The organism is Paenibacillus sp. FSL R7-269, from assembly GCF_000517865.1.
GTDB lineage: Bacteria > Bacillota > Bacilli > Paenibacillales > Paenibacillaceae > Paenibacillus_AQ.
This window is the reverse complement of the sequence record NZ_ASPS01000019.1, coordinates 92,575-117,591: the sequence shown is the minus strand read 5'-3', so window position 1 is coordinate 117,591 and position 25,017 is coordinate 92,575. Positions and strand designations below refer to the sequence as shown.

The following is a 25,017-nucleotide window of genomic DNA, read 5'->3' as shown; positions in this document are numbered from 1 at the left end:
CTGTTTTTCGCATACATTCGGGCCATCCCTCCTCGCGCGAGTGCAATGTATGCTGTTTTTCACGTATATTCGGGACACACGCCTGCGTGCGAGCGCAATAATCGGCCAGCGCGGGGCGCGTGGGCGGAATGTAATCGCAAAACCGATTACATTGGACCAGCGTGGGGCGCGTGTACCGAATACGTACTGTTTTCACATACATTTGCCCCGCTCACCCTCGCGCCAGCATCCTGTGGATACCTGTGGATAAATGAAGGAGCATTTATCCTCCACAATTCTATGCATACTTTATCACCATCAGACGAGACCCTAAATTCCTGTAAGAAAAACATAAGAGGCCACCTCTTTCCATAATGAAAAGAGGTGGCCTCTTGAATTGGCAATGCGCTCCGTCAATGCCGAAGCATATCACTTATGAAATGTAGAACATTAACCGCCAACACGCGCAAGCTCACGCATATTCGCTTCAAAAGCAGCCATCAGTGCAGCTTCGCCGGTCAAACCGTTCTGCTCCACCTTGCGGATCTGCTCCAGCATCCGTTTGTAATCCTTCGGAATCACACGGGCAAATCTCGGCAGGGCCTCATCCCATGAATCCAGAATCGCCCGGCCCGCATTACTGTCTGTATGCTGGGTATGGCGGCTGATCATAGCATGCAGCTCAGCGATTTCGTCCGCTTCCTCTACCCGCTCCAGCAGCACCATCTCCAGGTTACAGCGTTTGATGAAGGTATTGTCAGGATCATATACATAAGCGATACCGCCCGACATCCCTGCTGCAAAGTTACGGCCCGTTGTACCCAGTACAACCACACGTCCGCCGGTCATGTATTCGCAGCCGTGGTCGCCCACGCCTTCAACGACTACATTCGCCCCGGAGTTGCGCACAGCGAACCGTTCACCGGCAATGCCGCTCACGTAAGCTTCGCCGCCGGTCGCTCCGTACAGCGCCGTATTTCCGATGATGATATTCTCTTCTGCCGCGAAGGTAGCCTTGCGCGAAGGCCGGATAATCAGCTTGCCTCCGGACAGCCCTTTGCCGACATAGTCATTCGAGTCGCCTTCAACGGTAATGGTGACGCCCTTCGGCACGAATGCGCCCAGACTCTGTCCCGCTGATCCGGTGAAATGCAGCCGGATCGTATCGTCCGGCAACCCGGCTGCGCCGTATTTGCGCGTCAGCTCACTGCCGAGAATCGTACCCACGGCACGGTTCACGTTCGTGATCGGCAGGGAAGCTTCCACCGCCTTGCCGGATTCCAGCGCAGGTGCAGCAATGTCAAGCAGATGGGTCATATCCAGGGTCTCTTCCAGACCGTGGTTCTGGAACTTGCTGCGGAAGCGTGTGCTTCCTTCCGGCATAGCCGGAATGTGCAGCAGGCTGCTCAGATCAACGCCCTTCTTCTTCCAGTGTGTGGATGCCTTAACCGCATCCAGGCAATCGGTACGGCCGACCATCTCTTCAATCGTCCGGAAGCCCAGCTCTGCCATAATCTCGCGCAGATCCTGTGCCACGAAGGTCATGAAGTTCACCACATGCTGCGGATCACCCATGAAGTTCTTGCGAAGCTCAGGGTTCTGGGTCGCTACGCCCACTGGACAGGTGTCCATCTGGCATACACGCATCATGATGCAGCCTACGGCTACCAGAGGTGCAGTAGCAAAGCCGTATTCTTCAGCACCCAGCAGAACAGCTACCGCGAGGTCGCGCCCGCTGAGCATCTTGCCGTCTGTCTCCAGCACGACACGGTCGCGCAGATTGTTCAGCATCAGCGTCTGGTGGGTCTCCGCCAGGCCAAGCTCCCAAGGCAGTCCGGCATGACGGATGGAGTTCATCGGCGAAGCGCCGGTACCGCCGTCGTAACCGCTAATCAGGATAATATCAGCGCGGCCCTTCGCCACACCTGCGGCGATGGTGCCTACGCCAACCTCAGAGACGAGCTTTACGTTAATATTGGCACGCGGATTGGCATTCTTCAGATCATAGATCAGCTCAGCCAGATCCTCAATAGAATAGATATCATGATGCGGCGGCGGCGAGATCAGTCCCACGCCTGCTGTTGAACCGCGGACCTCTGCCACCCAAGGGTACACCTTGCGGCCTGGAAGCTGTCCGCCTTCACCCGGCTTCGCACCCTGTGCCATCTTGATCTGAATCTCGTCGGCATTCACCAGATAGTTCGAGGTAACGCCGAACCGTCCCGAAGCGACCTGCTTGATCGCACTGCGGCGGGAATCGCCGTTAGCATCCGGAATGAAGCGCGCCGGATCTTCTCCGCCTTCACCGGTGTTGCTCTTGCCGCCGATGCGGTTCATGGCAATGGCCAGCGTCTCATGTGCTTCCTTGCTGATCGAGCCGAAGGACATGGCACCGGTCTTGAAGCGTTTCATGATCGATTCAGCCGATTCTACCTCATCCAGTGATACCGGAGCATTGGTGCTCTTGAACTCCAGCATCGAGCGCAGCGTCTGATGCTTCTCGCTTTCGCCCTGAACGAGTGCCGCATACTTCTTATACATCTCATAATCGCCACTGCGCACGGAGTGCTGAAGCAGATGAATGGTCTGCGGGTTGAACAGATGCTCTTCCCCGTCACTGCGCCACTGGTATTCACCGCCGGAATCCAGCACCATATCGTTGCCGTCTTTGTCGGTGAAGGCGCGGTTATGGCTGGCAAGCGCTTCTTGCGCCACTTCCTCCAGGCCAATTCCGCCGATACGCGAAGGCGTCCAAGTAAAGTAACGGTCCACGAATTCCGAATTCAGCCCGACCGCTTCAAAAATCTGTGCGCCGCGATAGGATTGAATCGTAGAGATTCCCATCTTGGACAGGATTTTGACAACGCTCTTCGTAGCTGCCTTGATATAGTTCTTCACAGCCTTCTCATGCGAGATTCCGCGGAGCAGGCCTTGGCTGATCATGTCATCGAGACTCTCGAAGGCCAAGTAAGGATTGACCGCACTTACACCATAACCCAGCAGAAGCGCATAATGATGAACTTCACGCGGTTCGCCGGATTCCAGCAGAATGCTGACCTTGGTGCGGGTTCCAGAGCGGATCAGATGGTGATGCAGGCTGGAGACTGCCAGAAGCGCCGGAATTGCCGCATTCTCGCGGTCTACACCCCGGTCGGACAGAATAAGAATATTATGGCCCTTGCCCATGACGCGGTCTGCTGCCTCATTCATCCGGTCAAGCGCAATTCGCAGCCCTTCTGCCCCCAGCTCTGCCGGGAAGAGAATTGGAATGGACATTGACTTGAAGCCCGCACGGCGGACATGACGGATTTTGGCAAAATCCTCGTTTGAGAGAATCGGAGAATCCAGCGAGATCTGCCGGCAGCTCTCCGGTTCTGCCTTCAGCAGGTTGCGTTCAGGTCCGATTGTAGTCGCTGTGGACGTTACCAGCTCTTCACGGATGGCGTCAATCGGCGGGTTGGTAACCTGGGCGAACATCTGCTTGAAGTAATTGTACAGGCGCTGCGGACGGTCTGATAACACGGCCAGCGGTGAATCGTATCCCATGGAGCCGACAGCTTCGGCGCCTGTGGAGGCCATTGGCTCCAGCACCTTGCGCAGATCCTCGAAGGTATAGCCGAAGGACTGCTGCAGCTGCTGCACATTATCATGCTTCGGATTCGGCAGCTCCGGTGCATCCGGGAGCTGATCGAGGCCGATCAGATGCTCATCCAGCCACTCTTGATAAGGCTGCTCGGAGGCGATTTCGGCTTTTACCTCTTCGTCCGAGATAATCCGGCCCTGCTTCGTATCCACGAGCAGCATACGGCCCGGTCTCAGCCGGTCTTTGTATAGAACATCTTCTGCAGGAATGTCGAGGACACCCGCTTCAGAGGAGAGAATAATCAGATCATCTTTGGTGACATAGTAACGCGCAGGACGCAGACCGTTACGGTCGAGGATGGCCCCAATCTGCACACCGTCGGTGAAGCCCATTGCGGCAGGTCCGTCCCACGGTTCCATCAGGGTGCTGTGGTATTCATAGAAGGCTTTCTTCTTCTCGTCCATGCTGTCATGATTGCTCCAAGGCTCAGGAACCATCATCATCGCCACATGGGGCAGGGAGCGTCCGCTCAGGTAGAGGAATTCAAAGGTATTATCGAACATGGCCGTATCGGAGCCGTCCGGATTCACCACCGGCTTAACCTTGCTGATGTCTTCTCCGAACTTCTCGCTCTTGAACAGCGACTGGCGGGCATGCATCCAGTTTACATTGCCGCGAAGGGTATTAATTTCACCGTTGTGGATCATGAAGCGGTATGGGTGGGCACGTTCCCAGCTCGGGAAGGTGTTGGTGCTGAAGCGGGAGTGGACCAGCGCAATCGCTGATTCGAGTGTCTCATCCTGGAGGTCCAGATAGAATTGTCCTACCTGTACAGTGGTCAGCATGCCTTTGTATACGATCTTCTTGCAGGAAAGACTCGGCACATAGAAGGATTCGCCTTCTTCTGCCCCGCCGTAGCGGATTGCCAGTTCTGCCCGTTTGCGGATCACATACAGCTTGCGTTCGAAGGACAGGTCATCCTTGATTCCCTCCGAGCGTCCGATAAATACCTGGCGTACATATGGCTTCGCAGCCTTGGCTGTCTTGCCGAGCATTTCGTCAAAGGTCGGGACATCGCGGTAACCGAGTACCTGCTGACCCTCTTCCGCGATAATCTCGCTCAGAAGCGCCTCATGGCGGGCCCGGATCTCCTCGTTATGAGACAGAAAGATCATGCCCACGCCATAATGGCCCGGCTCCGGAAGCTCAAAGCCCAGCTTCGCGGCTTCACCGGCAAAGAAACGGTGGGGAATCTGCAGCATAATGCCGGCTCCGTCTCCAGAGTTCGGCTCGCTTCCCTGGCCTCCCCGATGCTCCATATTGAAGAGCATAGTCAGCGCATTGCTGACAATATCATGGGACGGCTTGCCTTTAATATGCGCGACAAATCCCATGCCGCAAGCGTCTTTTTCGAACTGGGGATCATAAAGGCCCTGTTTGCCGGGCAGTTCAGTGTGTCTCATCACATGCAACCTCTCTATTATAAAGTAGACGGAATTCCAGGAAAATTTTTCAGCGGAAAATCTTAATAATTATTCAGGCAGAATTGGTGTTATTATTTTATCATCGAGCTGACATGAGCGCAATTTAAACTTTTTTATGAGCTTGATTAACATTTGCTTTTGCAGTGCAGCTTTAGCGAATAAAAGCGTAAAAAAACTGTCGAATGTATAATTATGCATAAATGACGAATAAGCGCTTATGCATTGAAAGCGTTTCAACCATTTTCCCGCACTGAAAACGGCACTTCCTTTAGCTATTTATATTTATGAATAAACCAAAAGCGCCCCCTAAGGGGGCGCTTTTGGTTCGTATGATTTACAAAGAATATTGCTGCTTTATACAGTCAAAACTTGTTCACTTTTCAGCACAGCTTCATTGCCGCGGTCACGGGTCATAAAGTAGGTGAAGGTTAATGCAAGGAATATTATTCCATAAGCACCAAGTGTTCCTGCATCGGCCCACATAGAGCCGAAGTCCCCAGTAGAGATTACTGCCTTGAAGCCTTTGACACTGTAAGTCATCGGCAGCAGCGGATTGAAGATCTTCATCCAGTTAGGAATCAGCTCCAGTGGGAAGGTTCCTGCGCTTGTAGTCAACTGGAAGATCAGAATCAGAATGACTACGAAGCGGCCCGGCTGATCCAGCCAAGTAACAATTGCTTGAATCATCCACATGAAGGCTAGGCTGGTAATGAACGAGAACGCGTAGAACAAGGGTACATTCTGTACTTCAAGTCCGAGACCATACAAGACAATCAGGACAGCCAGCAGTGCCTGAAGCACACTCATCATGGAGAACGTAAGGGTACGGCTCATGAACCGGTTGAACCGGCTGGCTCCAATGACTTCGGAATCACGCATTGGGATAACAATCGTACAAATCAGAGCACCTACGAACAATCCGAGGGACAGGAAGTAAGGAGCGAATCCTGTACCGTAGTTAGGCACCTTGTTCACCTTCACTTCTTCGATCTGTACCGGTTGGGCGAACATGGATACCAGTCCATCGGTCTTGTTCACCGATTTGGTCTGCGAAGCCGCATCGCCCAGTTTACTTGCCAGCTCACCGGAGCCTGTCTTCAGATCATCCAGGCCATCCTTCAGCTGCCCTGCTCCGTCACTCAGCTTCTTCGAGCCATCGGCTACCGAGCTAAGGCCGCTGCCCAGCTTGCCTGCTCCAGCCAGCAGTTTCGTAGTGCCGGCTTCAAGCGCCCGGCCGCCGTCTGCCAGCTTCACGCCGCCCGCTGCAGCTTCGTCCAGCTTCGCGCCGAACTGCTTCATGCCTGCGGTCAGCTTCGCGCCGCCGTTCTCCAGTGCGGCTGCACCGGCTGCCAGCTGATTCTGGCCATCCAGCAGCTGCGAACTGCCTGCGTAGAGCTTCTGCGCTCCGTCATGCAGCTGGCCTACACCTGCATCCAGCTGCTGTGAACCGCTGTGCAGCTGATTCGCTCCCTCAAGCAGCTGCCCCTGGCCGCTGTTCAGGGCCGCAGCTCCGTTCAGGAGCTGCTGCTGACCCTGGTCCAGCTGCGCGGTGCCCGCAGCTACTGCTGCGCTTGCTGCAAGCAGCTTCTGCACCTCAGGGCTTGCTGCCAGCTGAGGATTCGACTTCGCCAGCGCCTGCAGACCATCAGCTACAGCCTTGGCTCCGGCTGCTGTCTTGGCACTGCCGTCCTTCGAAGCCGTAAGTCCGGCTTCAAGCTTCGCACTGCCCTCGGCGGAGGAGCTTAATCCGGCCGCAAGCTTCGCGCTGCCGTCCACAACCGCCTTCGTACCTGTCTGCAGCTTCTCGGTGCCGGCTACAGCCGACTGTGTTCCGGCCTGCAGCGAAGCCGTTCCGGCTACTGTCTTCTGCAACCCGGCATTCAGCTGCTTGCTTCCCGCTGCCGACTGCGTTACACCCTCCTGCAGCTGCTTATGCGCTGCGGATAACTGCTGCAGTCCTCCGGCAAGCGTGCTGGTGCCGGTTTTGAGTGCGGCTGCTCCGTTATTGAGATCACTCACGCCCTGCGTCAGCGGCGCTACGCCATTCAGCAGCTTGCCGGTGCCTTCGGTCAGGACAACCAGATTGTCCTTCAGCTTCAGAGCGCCGTCATCCAGCTTGGTGGCGCCGTCTGCGATTTTGGTCGCACCGTCTCCGGCTTCGCCCAGACCGTCTGCGATTTTGGTGATTTTATCAAAGACAGAACTGGTGTAAGCTTCCGTAATCTTGGCGGATACCTTGCTCTTGATATCCTTCACTGCAGTGCCGCCAATCTGGCCCGCCAGGAAGTTGTAGCCTTCATTCGGCTCGTAGATAATCTTGGCCGGCTGCGGATCTGCATCCAGCAGTGTAGTTGCCTTAGCTGAGAAGTCTTCCGGAACCACAATCGCCATATAATAGGTATTATCTGCAAGTCCGGCTTCCGCCTGCTCCCGGCTGACGAAATTCCACTTGAACCCGTCCGTCTTCTTCAGCTCCGTGACCAGATCTGCTCCGGCGGTCAGCTTGGTGCCTTCATAGTCAGCACCCTTATCCTGGTTGACAACCGCTACCGGAAGCTCGTTCATTTTACCGTAAGGGTCCCAGAATGCTTTCAGGAACAATCCGCTGTACAGAACAGGAATAAATAGTATGGCGAACATGGAAATGCGCATCTTGGGATTCTTGAATACCGCGCCAAGATCCTTCATAAACACGGATAAAGATTTCATTCTGGTTCTCTCCTTATGATCATATGCTCTCTCTTGTAAAATACGATGACTTGCTTTGAAATGATAGTTTCGTGAATGTTACAGTAACACCAGATGACCGTTTTCCCCATTCGGTCAATCAAAGGCAAAAAAAAGGGGCTATCCTGTTCAGTACCATCCGCCTCAGCCCATCCATTCCAATCAGGGAAAGCGCAGCAGTGCGAAACGCCATCCCTATACCGGACTTAACTTCTACTGTGACAGCCCCTCTGCCAAAAACAGATGAAAATAATGCTTGATCTGTTCTTTGGTCAACGGCACATGTACCTTGCTCAGTTCAGCAGTAAGCGCGATATATAGCCTGAACATTACCACCGACACAATCTGGGGATCGCAGGGTTTGATTTCCCCCTGACGAATGGCCTGCTCCACCTCCCGTTCCAGATATTCAAGCACCACACTCTCGATCTTGTCGAGTCCTTCACCAGCCTGCGGCGTTCCGAAGTCCAGACTCTCCTGGGACAGCTTGATGAATAGCTCGTGTTCGCTACGAAATTCCAGCAGGGCATCCAGCACACGGTGCAGATTATCAAAAAACGGCTTATCACGCCTAATCTCCCGCTCGGCGATCATTTTCATCTCGATGATGACGTCCCGCAGGATTTCATCAAATAACTGTTCCTTGTTCGTAAAAAAGGTGTAAATCGTCCCTTTGCCGACATTGGCAATCTTGGCGACCTGATCCATCGTTGTTGCCTTATACCCGAATAATGAAAAAGACTTCGTCGCCGCCTGAAGCACCTGCTGCCTTCGATCTACCACAGCCATTCATACACTCCCTTTCCTGAAGGATCGTCTATAACTCCCGTTCTGACCAATTTACTAATCCGGTCACTCGGTCAAGACCAACTTTATCACTTTGCCTATGTCTTTGCAATACTTTTGCTGATTTTTTTTATTTTATTGCAGTGTTTTAACTTTCTATTTACGTCTTATTTGTATAATGTGAGAAAAGAAGCAAAATCCCTAGTATAATATTAGGAGAAGCATGTACGCGAGTAACCGCAGACGGACTTATGAAGCTATCTAACAAACCTACCTATAATGGAAAGTTGCAGGTGAACTTATGCGAAAGAAAAGAGTACTGCTGTTTTCGGAAGGCTTCGGCACGGGCCATACAGGGGCAGCCTATGCTCTGGCTGAAGGAATACGACTGCTGAACCCTGATGTTCAGTGCCGGGTCTTCGAGCTCGGAAAATTCCTGAATCCTACGGTCGCTCCTTGGATTCTTTCCGCTTACCGCAAAACTGTCAGCAGCCAGCCTAAGCTGGTCGGCATGATGTATAAGACCCAATATCATAAATCACTGAACCGGTTGACTAAGCTGGCCCTTCACCGGATTTTTTATACCCATGCCTCTCAGGTCATTGAGCAGCTGCGGCCGGATCTGATTATCTGTACTCATCCGATTCCTGCTGCGGTCATCTCCAGACTCAAGCGCCAGGGTCTTGATGTGCCGTTCTATACGCTGATTACAGATTATGATGCCCACGGCAGCTGGGTGAATGCGGAAGCCAACCGGTATCTGGTATCGACCTCCAGGGTCAAATCCATTCTTACGGGACGCGGCGTACCCTCCGAGCTGGTAACGGTGACCGGGATTCCCGTGCATCCGAAGTTCTGGGAGTCCCAGGGTAAGACCAAGCTGCGTAAGGAGCTGGGGCTCGCTGACATCCCGACTGCGCTTATTATGGGCGGCGGCTGGGGCCTGATGTTCGGCAAGGATATTATGAACTCGCTCACTGCCCGGATCAATGAGATCCAGCTTATCTTCTGTATGGGCAGCAACGACAAGGCTATAGCCAAAATGCAGGCCAACCCCCTGCTCAACCATCCCAACGTAAGGATTCTTGGGTACAGCAGCGAGATCAACAAGCTGATGGATGCCTCGGATCTGCTGATCACGAAGCCCGGCGGAATGACCTGCACGGAAGGCCAGGCCAAAGGTATTCCCATGCTGTTCTATAACGCCATCCCCGGCCAGGAAGAGAAGAACAGCCAGTATTTTGTCGAGCTGGGACTCGCCGAGATGCTTGCTCCGGGCGTCGTGGACAAATGGTTCTCCATGCTCCTGAGCGAATATGCCGGATTCGGAGGACCGCAGAAGCGCAAGACCTCTCCGGACCTCCAGCAGCCGCAGCACTGCGCCGCCACCATTCTTAAGATGCTGGGCAAGCCAGCTGCGGAAGCCGTCTTCTCCGAGGCGTGGAGCGCCCCTCCGCCCAAGGTACGGGGAGAAGAAGCCGTCTATGTCACACCATAAGCCCTTATCCTGATATTCATACGAAGGTGCAAAAGAACCTCCAGCCCATAGAAATGGGGCTGGAGGTTCTTTTCGCGCCGCGGACCTGACAAGGCATCGGAGCCAGCAGTACGGCTGTGTCTTCCGGCTGCGTCAAATAGCTGTAACTGAATAGACGTATAGCGTCTGGTGCATAAGATCTTTTTGTTTACGGAAGAACCCTTATTATTTATAAAAGGTATGATTGCCGATGGTCTTCGCGAGTGTCCGTGAATGATGTACGGTAAGATCCTGTGCCAGCGTCAGCGACAGGAAGAAATAGGTATCATCCGTAACTTCTTTAACCCCCATAAGCGCTGCGTTCACAGCCTTAATACTGTCCGCATTGGGCTTCACGCGTTTAAGACGCCCGTTTGCCACAGGACTGAACTGCCTTTTTTGATAGATGACTTCTCTGATCGTGTCGGGAAAATTGGCTGACCGCAGCCGGTTTAGAACAACGTTGGCAACTGCCACCTTGCCCTTGTACGGTTCGCCCTCTGCCTCTGCCATGACGATTTTTTGCAGCAGATGCAGGTCTTCTCCGGATACGGCGTAGCTCCAGGTAGCTTCAGCTTGATGCTCCTTGGGTAGTAGCTTGGTCCGGGAGAAGAACAATGTTGCGGGGGGATGTTGCTGAGTTACAGCCTTGCTTGGTTTCACACTCTTCGTCCCCGTTGCCGCGATCTTCAGCGCTTGCGCCGCTGGCGGCGATGCTTTCACCACAGTTACCTTAGGCTTAGTCACAATGGAAGCCGGCTTAGCCGCATTCTTGTGCTGCAGCTTCTCGGGACTTAACCATCCTGTACTCACCGTGCGGGTCCAGGTATGGACCGGCTTGGCAGCTGTGGTGAAGAGCATGGGTGTACTATTTTCAGCTGAATGGCTTGTCCTATGCAGGACGGATACGGCTTGCGGAATAAGCTGCTCTACCGATTGATGGCTTGCAGACTTCAGCTTACCCATTTCTATTACATTCTCCCCGGTAGCAGCAGTTCCTTCGGGGTTCATCAAACTTATCGCTGAGAAAGACACTAGGATTACACCAACCAGCAGCGCAATATAGCGGCTCTGTTTGAAAATCAACATGTTTTACCTCCTATTTTACGGCACATTCCTATTGTATGTAACCGAAAATGGAAGCTTTGAAAACTTTCTTGTCGATTTTATATTTAGAAAAATGTAAATTTTTCAGTCATTTCATACATAGGAATGGCATGCATCCTGGTAGCATACACCACAAAAGCATCTACCGTCCAGCCTATGTCTGGAAGTAATTGGTCCGAGGGGTGCTTCTCCATCCGTAAATTTCCCAGCCGCTCCAGCGTAAACGGATCTTCTCCGCGATATTTGCGGGCCACCGTCAAATGGGGATTGTACGTTCGCATCTCTGGAGTATAACCTAAGGGAAGGGTCGCTGAAACCACCTTTCGCTGCAGCTCCTTCAGCGGCTCTAATTCTCCGGAAACCCCCGCCCAGAGCACTCTTGGCGAGTCTGGAAGACCGAAGGTGCCCCATTCGCCGAGCTTCAATTGAAAGCCTTTACTTGAGCGTGCAACCGTCCATAAGGCCTCATAGAGAGCTGGAATAGTTTCCCTGGGGGTATCTCCAAGAAATTGCAGCGTAATATGGAAATCTTTAAAATGTGTCCATCTCGCAAATTTAAGTCCGGACGACACACGGGCAGACTCATTCTTCAGATATTCAAGCAGCCTATCAGGCAGCGGCACGGCAACGAACAGGCGCTCTACTTCTTGCTCCGGGTCCAAATGGTTCATGCGAATTTCACCTTTCCAGGCAGATTTGTTATGCTTATCTATACTTATCGTCCATTTCTCTACTGAAATGTAGAACAGGAGGGAACCATCATGACTAAATCCATCGTTTGTATGCAGCAGCTCTCCTCTGCTCAACAGGAGCTGATCCGGGCCGCTGCACCAAAGTACACACTCACCCTGGGAGATTCCAGAAACCCTGATCTGGATCTGCTCGCCGGCGCAGAGATTATTATCGGCTGGGGCAAAGGCATCCGTGACACCGTGCTGCGCCAGGGCTCGCCGCTCCGCTGGGTACAAGCCTGGTCCGCCGGTGTAGAGAAGCTTCCGCTGGAAGCCATGAAAGAGCGCGAAATTCTGCTGACGAACGCCAGCGGCGTGCATGCGGAACCGATTACTGCCGTCATCCTCAGCTTCATGCTGATGTTCACACGTAACATGCACACGGCCATCCGTAACCAGCAGAACCGCCGCTGGCACTCGGACGGGCAGGAGAGCGAGCTGACCGGCAAGACGATCGTCATCGCCGGAACCGGAGCGATCGGCAGCGAGACCGCCAGAATCGCCCAGGCCTTCCGGATGAAGACAATCGGTGTCAGCCGCTCCGGCCGGCCGGTGGAGGGCTTCGACCAGATTTTCACCACTAGGGAACTGAAGGATTCCGTCCGTGAAGCGGACTTCGTAGTCAACACGCTGCCTCTCACAGATGAGACACGGGGCCTGTTCGATGCTGAAGTCTTCTCCGCCTGCAAGCAGGGGGCCTACTATATTAATATTGGCCGCGGCGTGACCACTCATACTAACGACCTGATCGCCGCACTGAATAGCGGCCAGCTGGCCGGAGCGGGCCTTGATGTCTTCGAGACCGAGCCGCTCCCGGAGGACCACCCGCTATGGGACATGGAGCAGGTCATCATCACCCCTCACTGTGCCGGGGTAACCGACCGCTATGCCGACCGGGTGGTCGACATCTTCGTGGAGAACATGAAGGCCTACCTGGAATCCGGCAAGCCTTCGCGCAACCTGGTGGACTACAGCCGCCAGTATTAAGTTCCTTTCGCGGCTGAGCTGGCGGGTTGTAGAGCTAGGGGGTTGGCAGGCAGGCCGTAGCTTGGCGGGTTGACTCACAGTTTAGAGTTTTAACGTTCCCCTGCGGCCAAATGTTGCACATATTGCAACTCGGGTATCGCCAATTTGGGCTATTCGAGAAGATTGTTGCATGAAATGCAGGAATTGTCCCCTTCATCTGCCAACTGGATAAGAATTGCTGACATTTGTACAACATTCTCTCATTCACCTCATATTGATCAGGTAAATGTTGCAAATTGTGCAGGATTCCAAGCGAACTCATTAGCACCAGCACCAGCACCAACATCAGCACCAGCACCAGCACCTGCACCTGCACCAATATCAGCAACAGCATCACCAGCACCACATGTCGATACATGCTCAGCTCGTTCAACTCTTTCAACTAAATTCAGCAATTCAGTTCATTCAATGATTCCGCGATTCACGAATTCACGCATAATAAAGAGCCTCTGCTGAACTAAGCAGAGGCTCTTTATATACTTCCATCCCTAAATAGATTGAACTTGAAATTTCCCCATTAGGGAGCAGTGGCGGAAGAGAAGTTTGGAACTGTAGGAGCGACAGCGTCCGCCTGAAAGCTTTCCGCAGGAAAGCTAGCTTCGGAAGCATCAGCTGTTCCCGGATTTCAACCGCTACTGCGGTTCAATCCAAGAAATCCTGGAACAACAGCGGCCGGAAGTCCAAACATTCTCTGCAGTCACGGCGTATCCCTAATCCCCGAAATTTTACCGCTTCAATCTATCCCCCTCACACCTTAAATCGGCTCACCGACTCCCGAAGCTCCGTAAGCAGCAGCTTCAGCTCTGAGATGCCGTTAGCCACGGCAGTGGTTGAGCTGAGCTGCTCATGCGCAGAAGCAGAGGTCTCTTCGACACCTGCCGCGGATTCCTGGGAGAGTGCCGAGATATGCTGGCTGAACTCGTTCATAGTCTCGCTGGCACCGGTCATTTGCTGCAGGTCCTGGCCCATCTCGTCGATGGTCACCGCCATCATGCGGACCGAGCCGTTAATTTCTGCCAGCGCATCACCGGTCTCCACAATCTGCCGGCTGCCTTGCTCCGTCTTGGCTACCCCGCCGCGCAGCTGCTCTACCATGGTTCTGGAGTCGAGCTGGATGCCCTGCGTAATCTCTGTAATCTCCGATACTGTCCGCTGTACATCCTCTGACAGCTTCCGTACTTCCTGTGCGACAACGGCGAAGCCGCGTCCGCTGTCACCGGCCCGTGCGGCTTCAATGGCAGCATTGATCGCCAGCAGATGAGTCTGCTCCGAGATGCTCCGGATGGCTCCCACCAGATGGAAGATCCCCTCATTCTTGCGGTTCAGCTCTTCTACGGTATCCATGGACTGCGAGACCGCATCGGCAATCTCGTTCATCTGCGCCACGGAGCTTTCCATAAGCGACCGGCCCTTTTCACCCTTTTGCCGTACCTGCTCGGAATGGTTGGAGAGATCCGTACCTCTGCCGGCAAAATTCTCAATTAACGTATTTAGCTCCTCCACCGCCTTGGAGGCATCCACCGCTGCTTCGGCCTGGCTTCCGGACGCTGTGGCCAGCTCTTCCATCGTCAGCGCGATCTGGCTGCTGCCTTCCTTCGTATCGGCAATTCGATGCATCAGCTCATCGCCCTGCTCCGAAATAATAGTGGATACATTTCTGATCTGACTGACCATTTCGAGCAGCGTGCGGTTCGTTTCATTCACTGTCTTGGCGAGCAGGCCAATCTCGTCCTTGTTGCGGATCAGCGTCTCTTCGGCCGTCAGATCCCCGCTGGAGATCTGCTGCAGCTGCGCAGTTACCCTTTTCAGCGGATTGATGATCGTTCTGCGGATAACCGTGTTAGTCAAGCCAATCATCAGAAGCACAACCAGTACAGTCACGATATTTAAAGTCACTGAGGTATTGAAAATTTGCGCAGATATTTCACCCTCATTCTCAGCATCCTTCTGGCTGTGCGCTACCAGCGCATCCAGATCCACCTGCATGGAATTAAAAGCGTCAATCCCCTTCCGCGATACCTCAAGAGCTAATTTCTCGTCTTTGGAGCTGCTGAGCAGGATCGCCTGATTGTTGACCGTCAGGAACTCGCCCCATTTCCCGACGAGCGACTGTAATTGCTTCAGCTCCTGATCTCCTGTCAGGTTGGCTTTATACTCCTTAAAGGTGTCCGATACTTTGCGGATGTATTCGGACCGCTCTTCCGCAAGGGCGTTTTTGTCCGCACTGTCAGTGCTCAGGATATGCTGCAGGCTAAGCGCCATAACATGCTCTGTGAGGTAATTGACATTATGAATTTTATTCAACTCGGGGATAATGTGATTAATGATCTTCCCGGTATTATTCTGCATGCCGTTCATTTGATAGAGCGATACTCCGCCGCTGATCAGAACGAATACAGCCAGAGCCGCATAACCGTAGGCTATCTTGGAGCCGATGCTTTTTCTGCCCTGGATTAGACTTGCCTGCTGCTCCTTGTCTGCTCCCTTTCTCCCTTTTCCTAACAGATCCTTCAGTCGCTGACCTATACCCACACCTGTGTGCCCCCTTGATAATGTCTGGATGTTTACACCATTTTCCATCTGATTACATTTATTTTCATAAAAAAAAGCAAAAAAAAATAGGTTGTATGTACTATTTCGGCAGCAGACGATTAAAAATTTACATGTTTCTCCCGATGTAAGGTATTACCTGCCAGCCGGGGCGGCGGACAGGTAAGTGTTCCACTATATGGGTCTAATCCAGATCGTATATCGAGCCGACCTTCAGTCCGTAAAGCTCATTGTAGATTTTCTCGGCAAAAGCGTCAGTCATTCCGGCAATATAATCCGTCACCATATGCTCCCAGGTCCAAATCGGTCTGGCCGACTTCTGGTCCTTCTCGAACCGCTGCAGCCAGTCCGAAGGGATGATACTCCGGGATGTCTCGGGATCAAGGAATGCCTCCCACAGCCGCCGCAGTATCCACTCGCTCCGTTTCTGCAGACGCTGTACGCGTAAATCGCGGATCATCGTTACCCAGGCGAAGCTTTTGAGCACACTGACGGTCCGCAGCATGTCCTCATCCTCCTTGCCTTCCTTAATGAAGGTAACCTTCTTCCAGTCCCCGTCCCCAATCACGCCGAGGCTGGCGACGAAGGTACTGACCCAATAGGCTTTGACTTCACGGCGGGTACGGGAATAGTCATTCTCACAGGTAGGCATCTTCTCCTTCCAGACACGCAGGAATGAACTCAGTACCTCCTCCACTTTGAAGCGGATCGCAGACTTGTTCCAGCCGGACCAAAAGGCATCCTCAAGCGTGGTGATTTTCTCCACAATCAGCCGCTGGATATAGTCGTCATGCATGAAATGCTCATGTACCTCAATCTTCCCGGCCTTGATACCGTCCTCCAGGTCATGCGCCGAATAAGCAATATCGTCACACAGGTCCATCAGCTGCGCTTCCAGCGTCTTTTTGCCTGCCGGAATTCCCCACTGGGTGCGGATCTCATGGATATACTCCCATTCGTGCAGATACATCCCCTTCTTCAGTACCGTCCCGGGAAAAGGATACTTGTTAATGCCCAGCAGCACCGCGTCCGAGAGGTTCAGGCCGTCGATATTCTCACGCTTCTCCAGGAACATGATCAGGCGGAAGTTGTGGGCGTTGCCTTCAAAATGCTCATATTTGCGCTTCATGCTCTCATGAATCGTCTGCTGCTGAACGGGACCAGCGCCGGACTTGGCCACCGCCTCCACCGTCTTGCGGGTCACCAGCTTCTCCAGCAGGTTGTCCAGCACCTCTTCTCCCTTATGTCCAAATGGGGGATGACCGAAGTCATGGGCGATGGCCGCACATTCCACTACCTCCGGATCAATGACCAGGCCCGGATTCTCCGCGGCTCCTGTCTCTACTTCCGGGTAAGAACGCAGCAGGCTTTTGGCCGCTTCACGGGCAATCTGTGCCACCTCCAGCGAATGGGTCAGACGCGTCCGGTAGTAATCCCCGGTTCCGGCTCCAAACACCTGAGATTTGCCTTGCAGCCGCCGGAAGGTCGGCGAATGGATCAGACGCGAATAGTCGCGTTCATATGCGGCTCTGGAGGTCTCCAGCTTCGTGATTTCGGGATATTGTCTATGCTCTCTTTGTTCAATCAGTGTCATCTCCGCTGCCCCTATTCCTTGATCTGTATTTAGTAACTTATTATAAGTCATTTCCGCCGGAACTTTCACTCTAAAATGCAAATCGCCTTGCGGGCTGCTATAAATGCATAGCAACCAAGGGGGATAGAGCATTCTAAGACTTAAGCAGCAGGAACCGCTTATAAAAACAAGTGTGGAGTGAATCTGAGAGCCATGAGAACAGCCACCCGAATGACCGCCGCAGTTCTTGCAGCGCTAGTGCTGATACATAGCCCTTCCGATCTGGCCCTGGGCAGTCCGAACAAGGCAAAAAACCGCTACTACTATGAGGAGCGCGGCGATATGATCTGGGAAGTGCGCACCAGCCAGAAGGTAATTGCGCTGACCTTCGATGACGGCCCGGACCCCCTGGAGACGGACAGCATTCTGGAGGTGTTGCATGAGTATCAAGCGAAATGCACGTTTTTTGCGATTGGCAAGCGGATCGCCGCTTATCCCGATGTCGCCAGACGCGTAATTAATGAAGGACATGAGCTGGCGAACCATACCTATAACCATGTCTATTTCAAAAGGCCGATCTCCGGGAAGCAGATTCAGGAGGAGCTCGCACTGACGGAGCAGGAAATTATGAAGATATCCGGCAGACACAGCAGCCTGTTCAGACCGCCGGGCGGAATGTATGACGAGACTCTGATCGATGTGTCTAACAGCATGGGCCTGAAGCCCGTACTGTGGTCCTGGCATCAGGACACCCGCGACTGGAACCGCCCCGGCGTCTGGAACATCTCAAGCCGGGTGATCCGCAATGCCAAGAGCGGCGATATTGTCCTGTTCCATGACCATGTCCATGGGCCGTCGCAGACGAAGGAAGCGCTGAAGATTATTCTGCCTGAGCTGAAGAAGCAGGGCTTCAGGTTCGTTACCGTCTCGGAGCTGATTGAGTTATCCGATGTACAGCAGGCGAAGACGGACCGGCATATAACCTATTAGGGGGCCTCCCCGGATTGCACAGGTTCACAAAATAAGGTAGTCTTGAGCATAATAAGGCTATCATAATATGGCTATTTGTGAATCTGCCGCAGTCCATCCCCCAGGAGGGTACAATATATGACCGAGAATACTTCCTATACAACCGAGGAAATCGCCCGGCTGCTCAAAATCTCCAAGCTCAAGGTCTATGATCTCATTAAAAAGGGCGAGCTTCCCTCTTACCGTGTCGGCAAGCAGATGCGCGTTGACCTCTCCGATCTGGAGAAATACAAGCAAAATTCCCGCAACAGCGGGGCTTATGCGAATCCACTGCCCGGGGGCGGGCTGACCGAAGCTGCACTGCCGCAGGCCCAGCCATCGCAGCAGACGGGCCTCCCGTTCGCCGCGCCTTATCAGGCCTTTGCCTCCCCGCCGCCGCACAGTATGAAGAGCAGTGGTGTAAATGTAGTCATTACCGGGCAGGATATGTCGCTTGATATTCTGGCGACTCATCTGGAGCGGACCCTGCCGTCCACCCGGCCGCTCCGTTCCTATGCGGGCAGTCTGGACAGCCTCATTGCCATGTATCAGGGCGAATCAGATATTGTAAGCACCCATCTGCTGGACGGCGACAGCGGTGAATATAACCTGCCTTATATCCGCAAGCTGCTCGTAGGCTTCTCCTATATAGTAGTGCATCTGCTAACTCGCAGCGCAGGCTTCTATGTGCAGAAGGGCAATCCGCTGGGCATCCGCAGCTGGGGAGACCTCCGGCAGGACGGAGTGACGCTGATCAACCGTGAGCGCGGCTCCGGCGCCCGGGTGCTTCTGGATGAACAGCTGCGCCTGCATGGAATCCCGTCATCCCGCTTGAACGGATACACTAATGAAGAGAACAGCCATTTGGCAGTAGCCAGCCTGGTGGCGAGAGGCGGGGCGGATGTGGGCATCGGCACCGAGAAAGCCGCCAAAATCATTGACGGCATCGACTTCATTCCGCTGATCCGCGAGCGCTACGATCTGGTCATGGTGAAGAAGCCGGAGAATGAAGTCTGGATTAACGCCATTCTGGATATTCTGCGCTCGGAAGCGTTCCGCAGTGAACTAAGCTCGATTCACAGCTATGACCTGAGCGAGACGGGGGATATTATTTACGAGACTTGAAAGGATCTGCTATTTTTTTCCGGCCGAACGAGGAGGTACGCATGTTATCCACAATACCGCAGACAGCATTCAGGCTGGAGCGCTTGTTTTTTTCAAGCGTACACAGCTATTACGGAAGATTTGCAGAGGGGGAGTCTTTGCCCCGAAGGATCCTTCACCACCATGCCTTGTGTTATGTTACAGAAGGTAAAGGGCAGATTATCCTAAATGGGAGGCTGCTTACGGCGAATAAAGGAGACTTCTTTTTGTTATTGCCCGAAACTTCGGTGGAAGGCAAAGCGCTGACGGCAGAACCGCTGCGTTATATGATCATTTTCTTCTCCTGTATCCAGCTTCGTAAAAATCGCAGGCAACAGCAGCTCCACCCTCCGGTATTTCCAATTAGCGGGAAGCTTGAAGCTTCCGCCCATCCACAGGCTGCAGAGATCACCAGCCAAATGAGCTCCTTTCACCGTACCCGTGACCCGGAGGATATCATGCACGCCAAATACCGGCTGCAGCAGCTGCTCGCGATGCTCCTTCAACCAAGTAAGCGTATTGTGCAGGACAAGGCTGTAGGAATGGACATTGCGCTTGCCTACATGAAGAATAACTACAACCAAGAGCTTAAAGTTGGTCAACTGGCTCTAATGGCGGGCTTAAGCACCAATCATTTTATCAGAGCATTCAAGCAGCTTACAGAAAAGACTCCTATGACTTATTTACTGGAGGAGCGGATAAAAAGGGCCAAGCAGCTGTTGTTCTCTTCTGAACGGGTCAAGACGATCGCCAAGGAAGTGGGCTATAAGGACGAGCATTATTTTAGCCGGGTGTTCAAAAAATCGGAAGGCGTGGCACCGGCCGGCTACCTCAAAAATAATCATATCCGTATTGCTGTTCTCTACTATGGTCTGGATGATTACCTGATGACACTTGGATTGGCGCCAGTGGCTGCGCTGTCTTACCGGGAGCGGGTGTCAAAAAATCACAGCCTTCCCCACTCCGGTATACTGGAGCAGGACATTGTCCGCCTGAACGGTTCCCGGTTGAATTATGAAGAGCTGGCACGGGTGAAGCCTGATCTGATTATTGGGAGCGACCGCCTGTTACCAGGCGAGCTGCTGGAGTCCATCGCACCGACGGTTGTTCTTAAGCATACCGATAATGTGGAGCAGCAGTTGTCAAGGTTGTCCCGTATTCTGGGCAGAGAGCAGCAGGCTGACGACTGGATGAACCGCTACGCAGAGCAGAAGCACCTCCTTAGATCACAGCTGGAGGCACAGGATGTGCTGCCCACCGTTTCTTTTATCAGAGTCAGCTCTGAATTCTACCGCTTGTACGGCGCCTCCAATCAGACAGGAACTCTGCTATACCAAGATCTTGGACTGAGTCCGCCCCCCTCAACCCGTGAGCAGACTGAAGCAATGGATTTCGAGATTCATGAGCTTCCCGGGTATAACCCGGGAACCATCTTCTTGGCTGCGGACCCTACCCTGGAATCGAGACAACGGCTGGAAGCACTGCTCTCGTCCAGAGAATGGTCTTCCCTGGATGCAGTGAAGCAGTCCCGGGTATTCGATGCCGGAGATCTGTTGTTCAAAACACTCGGACCCTCAGGCAGAAAGTGGGCCATGTCGTATGTTGTATCCCGGATTAGCAGGCCGGCCGATAGAATTATCCACGCCAACACAGGGTTATAATCCATTGAAAAGTATGTATCGTTCTCCTATCATAATGATAATGATTATTATTATCTATTGCACAAAGGAGACTAAGAAATAAATGAAGCGAATGAAATCCCTCCAGTTCATGCTCTTTGCCGTGCTGCTGCTGATCCTGGCGGCTTGCAGCAATGGAGCAGGACAATCACAACCGGCTTCTGAAGAACCGCGTCCCTCCGCCTCCCAACCCAGCGGTCAGGGGGCTGCGGAAACGGGCACACGCACAATTACCCACCTTAAGGGAGAAGCTGTGATTCCGTCCGAAATCGATAAGATCGTTGTTCTCACAGCAGAGTACATAGATCATCTTTTGACTATCGGAGAGAAGCCTTCCGGCGTGAACACAGAGGTCCGGTACGGAGGAGAGTATCTTCCCTATCTGGCTGACAAGCTGCAGGGTGTACAAACCGTAGGTTCGGCGGATAATCCCAACCTTGAGGCCATTACCTTGCTTGATCCGGATGTGATTCTTATTGAGAGCCGGACGGCCGAGAATTCGTATGAGCAGCTGAACAAAATCGCCCCTACCATCGTTCTTGGAAATGAATGGCTTGATTATGGCGACGATACTTCCTTTTGGACCAAGGACCTGCTAACCATTGCGGAGATGTATGACAAGACGGACCTGGCGAAGGAAAAAATTGCTGAACTGGAACAGAAAACGGTCCAGGCCAGCGGGAAAATCAAAGCGCTGGACAGCAAAAAACTCGCCTACCTCCGTGTACGGGAGAAGACACTCCAAGTGTACGCACAACAAGGTCATCCAACCAATGCATTACTCTATCAGGATCTCGGGTTCGAACCTGCCGCACTTACGCCGGAAGAGAAAAGAGTTGATCTATCCTTGGAGAAAATACCGGAGCTGGGGGCAGACTTTATCGTCCTTGAGGTGGATTCCAATGCCCGCGATTTCCTGGACAACATGCAGGCCAGCGCACTCTGGAAGAACATCCCTGCCGTACAGGGAGGAAAGGTTCATGAGACCGATTCCTTCTGGCTCTTCAAGGGCTGGGGGGTTATCGGCCGGGGCGAGATTATTGATGAAATAATGGCATGGATGGAGCCATGAGCAGCGCTGAACCTTTTGGGAGCCAGTGGATACAAGATTTCATGCAGCAGCATTTTGCCGTGACTGTCGCGGAGGACAGGAATAATTCTTTTCCTTACAGTACAGAAGATCTATTGGATGCAGAGAGGCTACCGCTCATTATCGGCAAGCAATCGGTTCAGCTTGGGGAGCCTGGAGGAATTGTGGTCGGAACTTTATTTGCCAAAAGGTACTCGGTGTTGATCATGGGACTGGCCGCCTCCATCACTCTCTTCGATACCCCGCTCTCTCTGTTGCCCGGCGCTTTACGGTTCAGGCTAACGGATGCAGGAATGATGCAGTATGAAGCGGAGACGGCAGCCACGGACAAATGGCCTGCTAATCCTTCGGAAGTCCGTCAAGCCTGCCTTGCCGGCTATATGGATCGCCTGCTGGCACATTTACGGCAGGTGCTCCAGGCTGTATCAGGGTATACGGGAGCTAAGGAGAAAGTCATGTGGTCGCTGATTGCACATAATTTGCATAACCTGTATGGACGGCTGCTGACGGACAGGCGAATTTGGGATTCAGAGGAGCGTGGCCGGATCATCGGCCAGGATTATACTACCCTGCTTCAGCCGGAGATACGAAATGAATTATCTGTAAGATTCCGCCGGTATGAGCATCCGAAGCTGCAAGGCCGTCCCTTCTATCTGCGCAAGCATTGCTGCCTGGCCTACCGGATCAGGATTGGACCTGATGCCGGAGAGTATTGCAGCACTTGCCCCAAGCTATCCCCGGAAGAGCGAGGGCGTATATTAGATGAATAAGCAACGCCCCTCACCGGTTCGGGAGGGGCGTTACTTATTCGTGCTGTGCTATTCTCTATGACCGCTAACGACAATAACATCCCGGTTATAGCTGCCTCCGGCAAACGCGATGCCTTCCGGTTCCGTCTTGCGGGGCAGCAGCGCCTCGGAGATACTATTGCCGGTATGGTCAAGGTAGCTGGTCACATCAATACTCTTATGGTAGAGGAAAATGTCGTCCACCCGGTCCCCCATCACGATACGCAGCGCGGTGGCCTCGTGCACGGAGAGCAAATCCCCCTGCTGCCGGACAGGCAGCCGTTCTACATTCACCTGCGGCTTCGCTGTTCCGAACGGAACGGCCAGGGTTACGATCGCCGCGCTCCCGGTCAAGGTCAGGTCGCGCTTCATTACCGGATTCCCGCTGTAGTGCCCCTGCTTGAAGATCAGGCCCTGCTCCAGCGTCAGCCGGTCCTCCGCCAGCCCGGAGGGGAGCGGCTTCAGCAGCAGATTGGCCCCCTCCAGCTGCGAGACCACTTCCGTGCTGAGCGAATCGTAGGCCGCTGCCCCCGGCGGCAGGTGGAAGTACTGCTCATAGCGGTGCTGCCCTTCTGCTTCGAACAGGTCCACAATCAGCCAGTAGCTGTTCTTGACGAACAGCACCTTACGGGAGTGAACCACCGGATCTTCGTACCGGGTATATCCGTACTGGCTTGCAAAAGCATAATCATAGGCTTCATTGAACTGGGTATCCCAGATTCTGCAGCTCGCCGTAGGCGGCGTATTCCAGTGGAAGCTGCGCACATGCTGGTCCTGACCGTCTACAACCACAGTGTTATGGGCACGGGTCGAGACTGTATATTTACGTTCCTTGTTCCACTCGAACAAGCCCATACCCGAATCCGCCAGCAGCTCGCGTCCTCCGGCGTAGAGCACCAGGCTGAGTGCATCGGAATGCGCATGCCCGCCGATCCCGACACCTGCCCGCATCGCCATGTACATATCGTTAGGGCTCCAGCCCTGGCGCGAGGTCACATAACCGCCTGCCGGGAAGCAGGCGGCCGTCTCCACAGGCTCCACGGCCTTCAGCTGATCATACTCCGCTGCAGCCTCCGGCCCCACTCTCCACAACAGGGAGAATGGCAGCCGCTCATGTCCCAGCGCCTTGAAGTCCCCCCGCTGGTACAGGTAAGCGCCAAGGCTCATGACGTTGCGCAGCTCGCTGACGACCTGAACATCCGTATCGCCGAACTTAACCAGCTGCCCGTCCGGTGCCAGCAGATGCATCGTGACGACATACATTTTCTCCAGCGTCTCCCTGTATTCTCCGGCATCGATGCCGAGCTTCTGATACAGAACCACCAGTTCGTACAGCTCGCGCATGACGATCAGGTGGTAATTCGGGCTGGCCTCAAACTGTACCCCGTCGGGGTAGACGTTCTCAAGGATGTATCCCGGAAGCTTCCGTCCGGCGTATTCCAGCCACGCAGCAGAATCCTTCAGCTCCGGCAGAAGCAGCGCCGTCTGAGTCAGCCCCCGGAGCTGCATGCAGACATGATTCCCGCCGCTGGCATGATATTTGCGCACATATTCCCCATGCTGCTGGAAGGACTGAATCAGCTTCAGCTTCACCTCAGGCTCGAAGGCCGGAGAGCTGAAGAAGGTAATGAAGGCTTCCGGCAGCATGAACATCCGCACACCCGCTGAGAGGGGGTCCCAGGTCGAGTGCTCCGCCCGGAACGTACCATCCACCGGCATAGGGTTATCGTCAATGAAATCGCTGATCATATCATTGAAGCATCTGGCGTATTTGTCATCCCCGGTCAGCGCATAGGCTCTGGACAGGCGCTTCACATAGACGAACCGGGTCAGATGCAGCTGATACTGCGAGCTGTCGAACAGCCAGCTGTTCCAGTCATAGCTTCCGTGCCGGAAGAGCACTCTTTTCCCTTTGAACAGGGGAATATCTCCCTCCACAATCCGGTCCGCTTCGGCAATATCCTGCTGCGCCTCCTCCTCTCCGCTGTAATGGCTGGCGGCATACGCCGTAAGCCCAGGAACATCCTTCACATCAAAGTAATATCTCCCGTTGTTACCCGCTGCAATGACACCTAGATAAGCATCCCGTGCACCGGGGACATCGCCTACGTCCAGCTTCGCAGCTACACCGGCAAGCTCCGGTCTGGTCAAGTCCAGCATTGTGCTTAAGAATTCTCCAGCCGATAGCTGCGGCTTCGTGTATGCGGGATTGTGCCGCAGATCTTTATAATTCATGGTCAATTCTAT

The 25,017-nt window shown here is 53.6% G+C and carries 16 protein-coding genes; 7 read left to right on the top strand and 9 right to left on the bottom strand.

Annotation, left to right across the window (positions count from 1 at the left end; translation table 11 throughout):
- Nucleotides 1-429 precede the first annotated feature (429 nt).
- The 3 genes from gltB to C162_RS09070 all read right to left on the bottom strand — a co-directional run bounded on the left by gltB (nt 430) and on the right by C162_RS09070 (nt 8,562).
- The gene (gltB, locus tag C162_RS09080; protein ID WP_036693685.1) at nt 430-5,025 is read right to left on the bottom strand and encodes a glutamate synthase large subunit; all 4,596 of its coding nucleotides are present in this window, start codon (nt 5,023-5,025) and stop codon (nt 430-432) included.
- Between the two features lie 375 nt (nt 5,026-5,400).
- Nucleotides 5,401-7,755 carry a YhgE/Pip domain-containing protein gene (locus tag C162_RS09075; protein ID WP_036693682.1) on the bottom strand — a complete coding sequence of 785 codons (2,355 nt, stop codon included), beginning with the start codon at nt 7,753-7,755 and terminating at the stop codon, nt 5,401-5,403.
- Nucleotides 7,756-7,986: 231 nt separating this feature from the next.
- Nucleotides 7,987-8,562, bottom strand: a complete 576-nt coding sequence (locus tag C162_RS09070) for a TetR/AcrR family transcriptional regulator (protein WP_036693681.1) — start codon at nt 8,560-8,562, stop codon at nt 7,987-7,989.
- A gap of 298 nt (nt 8,563-8,860) precedes the next feature.
- On the opposite strand from C162_RS09070, the gene C162_RS09065 reads away from it, so the two are divergent.
- Nucleotides 8,861-10,057, top strand: coding sequence for a UDP-N-acetylglucosamine--LPS N-acetylglucosamine transferase (locus C162_RS09065; RefSeq protein WP_036693680.1), 1,197 nt, complete (start codon nt 8,861-8,863; stop codon nt 10,055-10,057).
- Nucleotides 10,058-10,261: 204 nt separating this feature from the next.
- Here C162_RS09065 and C162_RS09060 read toward each other — a convergent pair whose 3' ends face one another.
- Together C162_RS09060 and thpR are read right to left on the bottom strand one after the other, a co-directional pair.
- On the bottom strand, nt 10,262-11,164 hold the full coding sequence (locus C162_RS09060; RefSeq protein WP_036693679.1) for a cell wall hydrolase: 903 nt from the start codon (nt 11,162-11,164) through the stop codon (nt 10,262-10,264).
- Nucleotides 11,165-11,247: 83 nt separating this feature from the next.
- The gene (gene thpR, locus C162_RS09055; protein WP_036693677.1) at nt 11,248-11,853 is read right to left on the bottom strand and encodes an RNA 2',3'-cyclic phosphodiesterase; all 606 of its coding nucleotides are present in this window, start codon (nt 11,851-11,853) and stop codon (nt 11,248-11,250) included.
- Nucleotides 11,854-11,943: 90 nt separating this feature from the next.
- On the opposite strand from thpR, the gene C162_RS09050 reads away from it, so the two are divergent.
- Nucleotides 11,944-12,900: a D-2-hydroxyacid dehydrogenase gene (locus C162_RS09050; protein WP_036693676.1), complete on the top strand. Its 957-nt coding sequence runs from the start codon at nt 11,944-11,946 to the stop codon at nt 12,898-12,900.
- A gap of 257 nt (nt 12,901-13,157) precedes the next feature.
- On the opposite strand, the gene C162_RS35925 is transcribed toward C162_RS09050, so the two are convergent.
- From C162_RS35925 to C162_RS09035, 3 genes are all read right to left on the bottom strand, one after another.
- Complete coding sequence (locus tag C162_RS35925; RefSeq protein WP_156949587.1) at nt 13,158-13,334, bottom strand: hypothetical protein; 177 nt, start codon at nt 13,332-13,334, stop codon at nt 13,158-13,160.
- A 352-nt stretch (nt 13,335-13,686) separates the two neighbouring features.
- Nucleotides 13,687-15,471, bottom strand: coding sequence for a methyl-accepting chemotaxis protein (locus C162_RS09040; RefSeq protein WP_036693672.1), 1,785 nt, complete (start codon nt 15,469-15,471; stop codon nt 13,687-13,689).
- A 202-nt stretch (nt 15,472-15,673) separates the two neighbouring features.
- Nucleotides 15,674-17,083: a deoxyguanosinetriphosphate triphosphohydrolase family protein gene (locus tag C162_RS09035; RefSeq protein WP_036693670.1), complete on the bottom strand. Its 1,410-nt coding sequence runs from the start codon at nt 17,081-17,083 to the stop codon at nt 15,674-15,676.
- A gap of 192 nt (nt 17,084-17,275) precedes the next feature.
- On the opposite strand from C162_RS09035, the gene C162_RS09030 reads away from it, so the two are divergent.
- From C162_RS09030 to C162_RS09010, 5 genes are all read left to right on the top strand, one after another.
- Complete coding sequence (locus tag C162_RS09030) at nt 17,276-18,052, top strand: polysaccharide deacetylase family protein (protein WP_036693668.1); 777 nt, start codon at nt 17,276-17,278, stop codon at nt 18,050-18,052.
- Nucleotides 18,053-18,169: 117 nt separating this feature from the next.
- Entirely contained in the window at nt 18,170-19,195 is a 1,026-nt protein-coding gene (locus C162_RS09025) for a substrate-binding domain-containing protein (protein ID WP_036693667.1), read from the top strand.
- Between the two features lie 41 nt (nt 19,196-19,236).
- Nucleotides 19,237-20,874: an ABC transporter substrate-binding protein gene (locus tag C162_RS09020; protein ID WP_084648869.1), complete on the top strand. Its 1,638-nt coding sequence runs from the start codon at nt 19,237-19,239 to the stop codon at nt 20,872-20,874.
- 82 nt (nt 20,875-20,956) lie between these two features.
- Complete coding sequence (locus C162_RS09015; protein WP_036693663.1) at nt 20,957-21,964, top strand: ABC transporter substrate-binding protein; 1,008 nt, start codon at nt 20,957-20,959, stop codon at nt 21,962-21,964.
- Complete coding sequence (locus C162_RS09010) at nt 21,961-22,752, top strand: (2Fe-2S)-binding protein (RefSeq protein ID WP_036693661.1); 792 nt, start codon at nt 21,961-21,963, stop codon at nt 22,750-22,752. Before C162_RS09015 ends, C162_RS09010 begins: the two co-directional genes overlap by 4 nt.
- 48 nt (nt 22,753-22,800) lie before the next feature.
- Here C162_RS09010 and C162_RS09005 read toward each other — a convergent pair whose 3' ends face one another.
- Nucleotides 22,801-25,005, bottom strand: coding sequence for an alginate lyase family protein (locus tag C162_RS09005; RefSeq protein WP_235218386.1), 2,205 nt, complete (start codon nt 25,003-25,005; stop codon nt 22,801-22,803).
- Between the last annotated feature and the right edge of the window lie 12 nt (nt 25,006-25,017).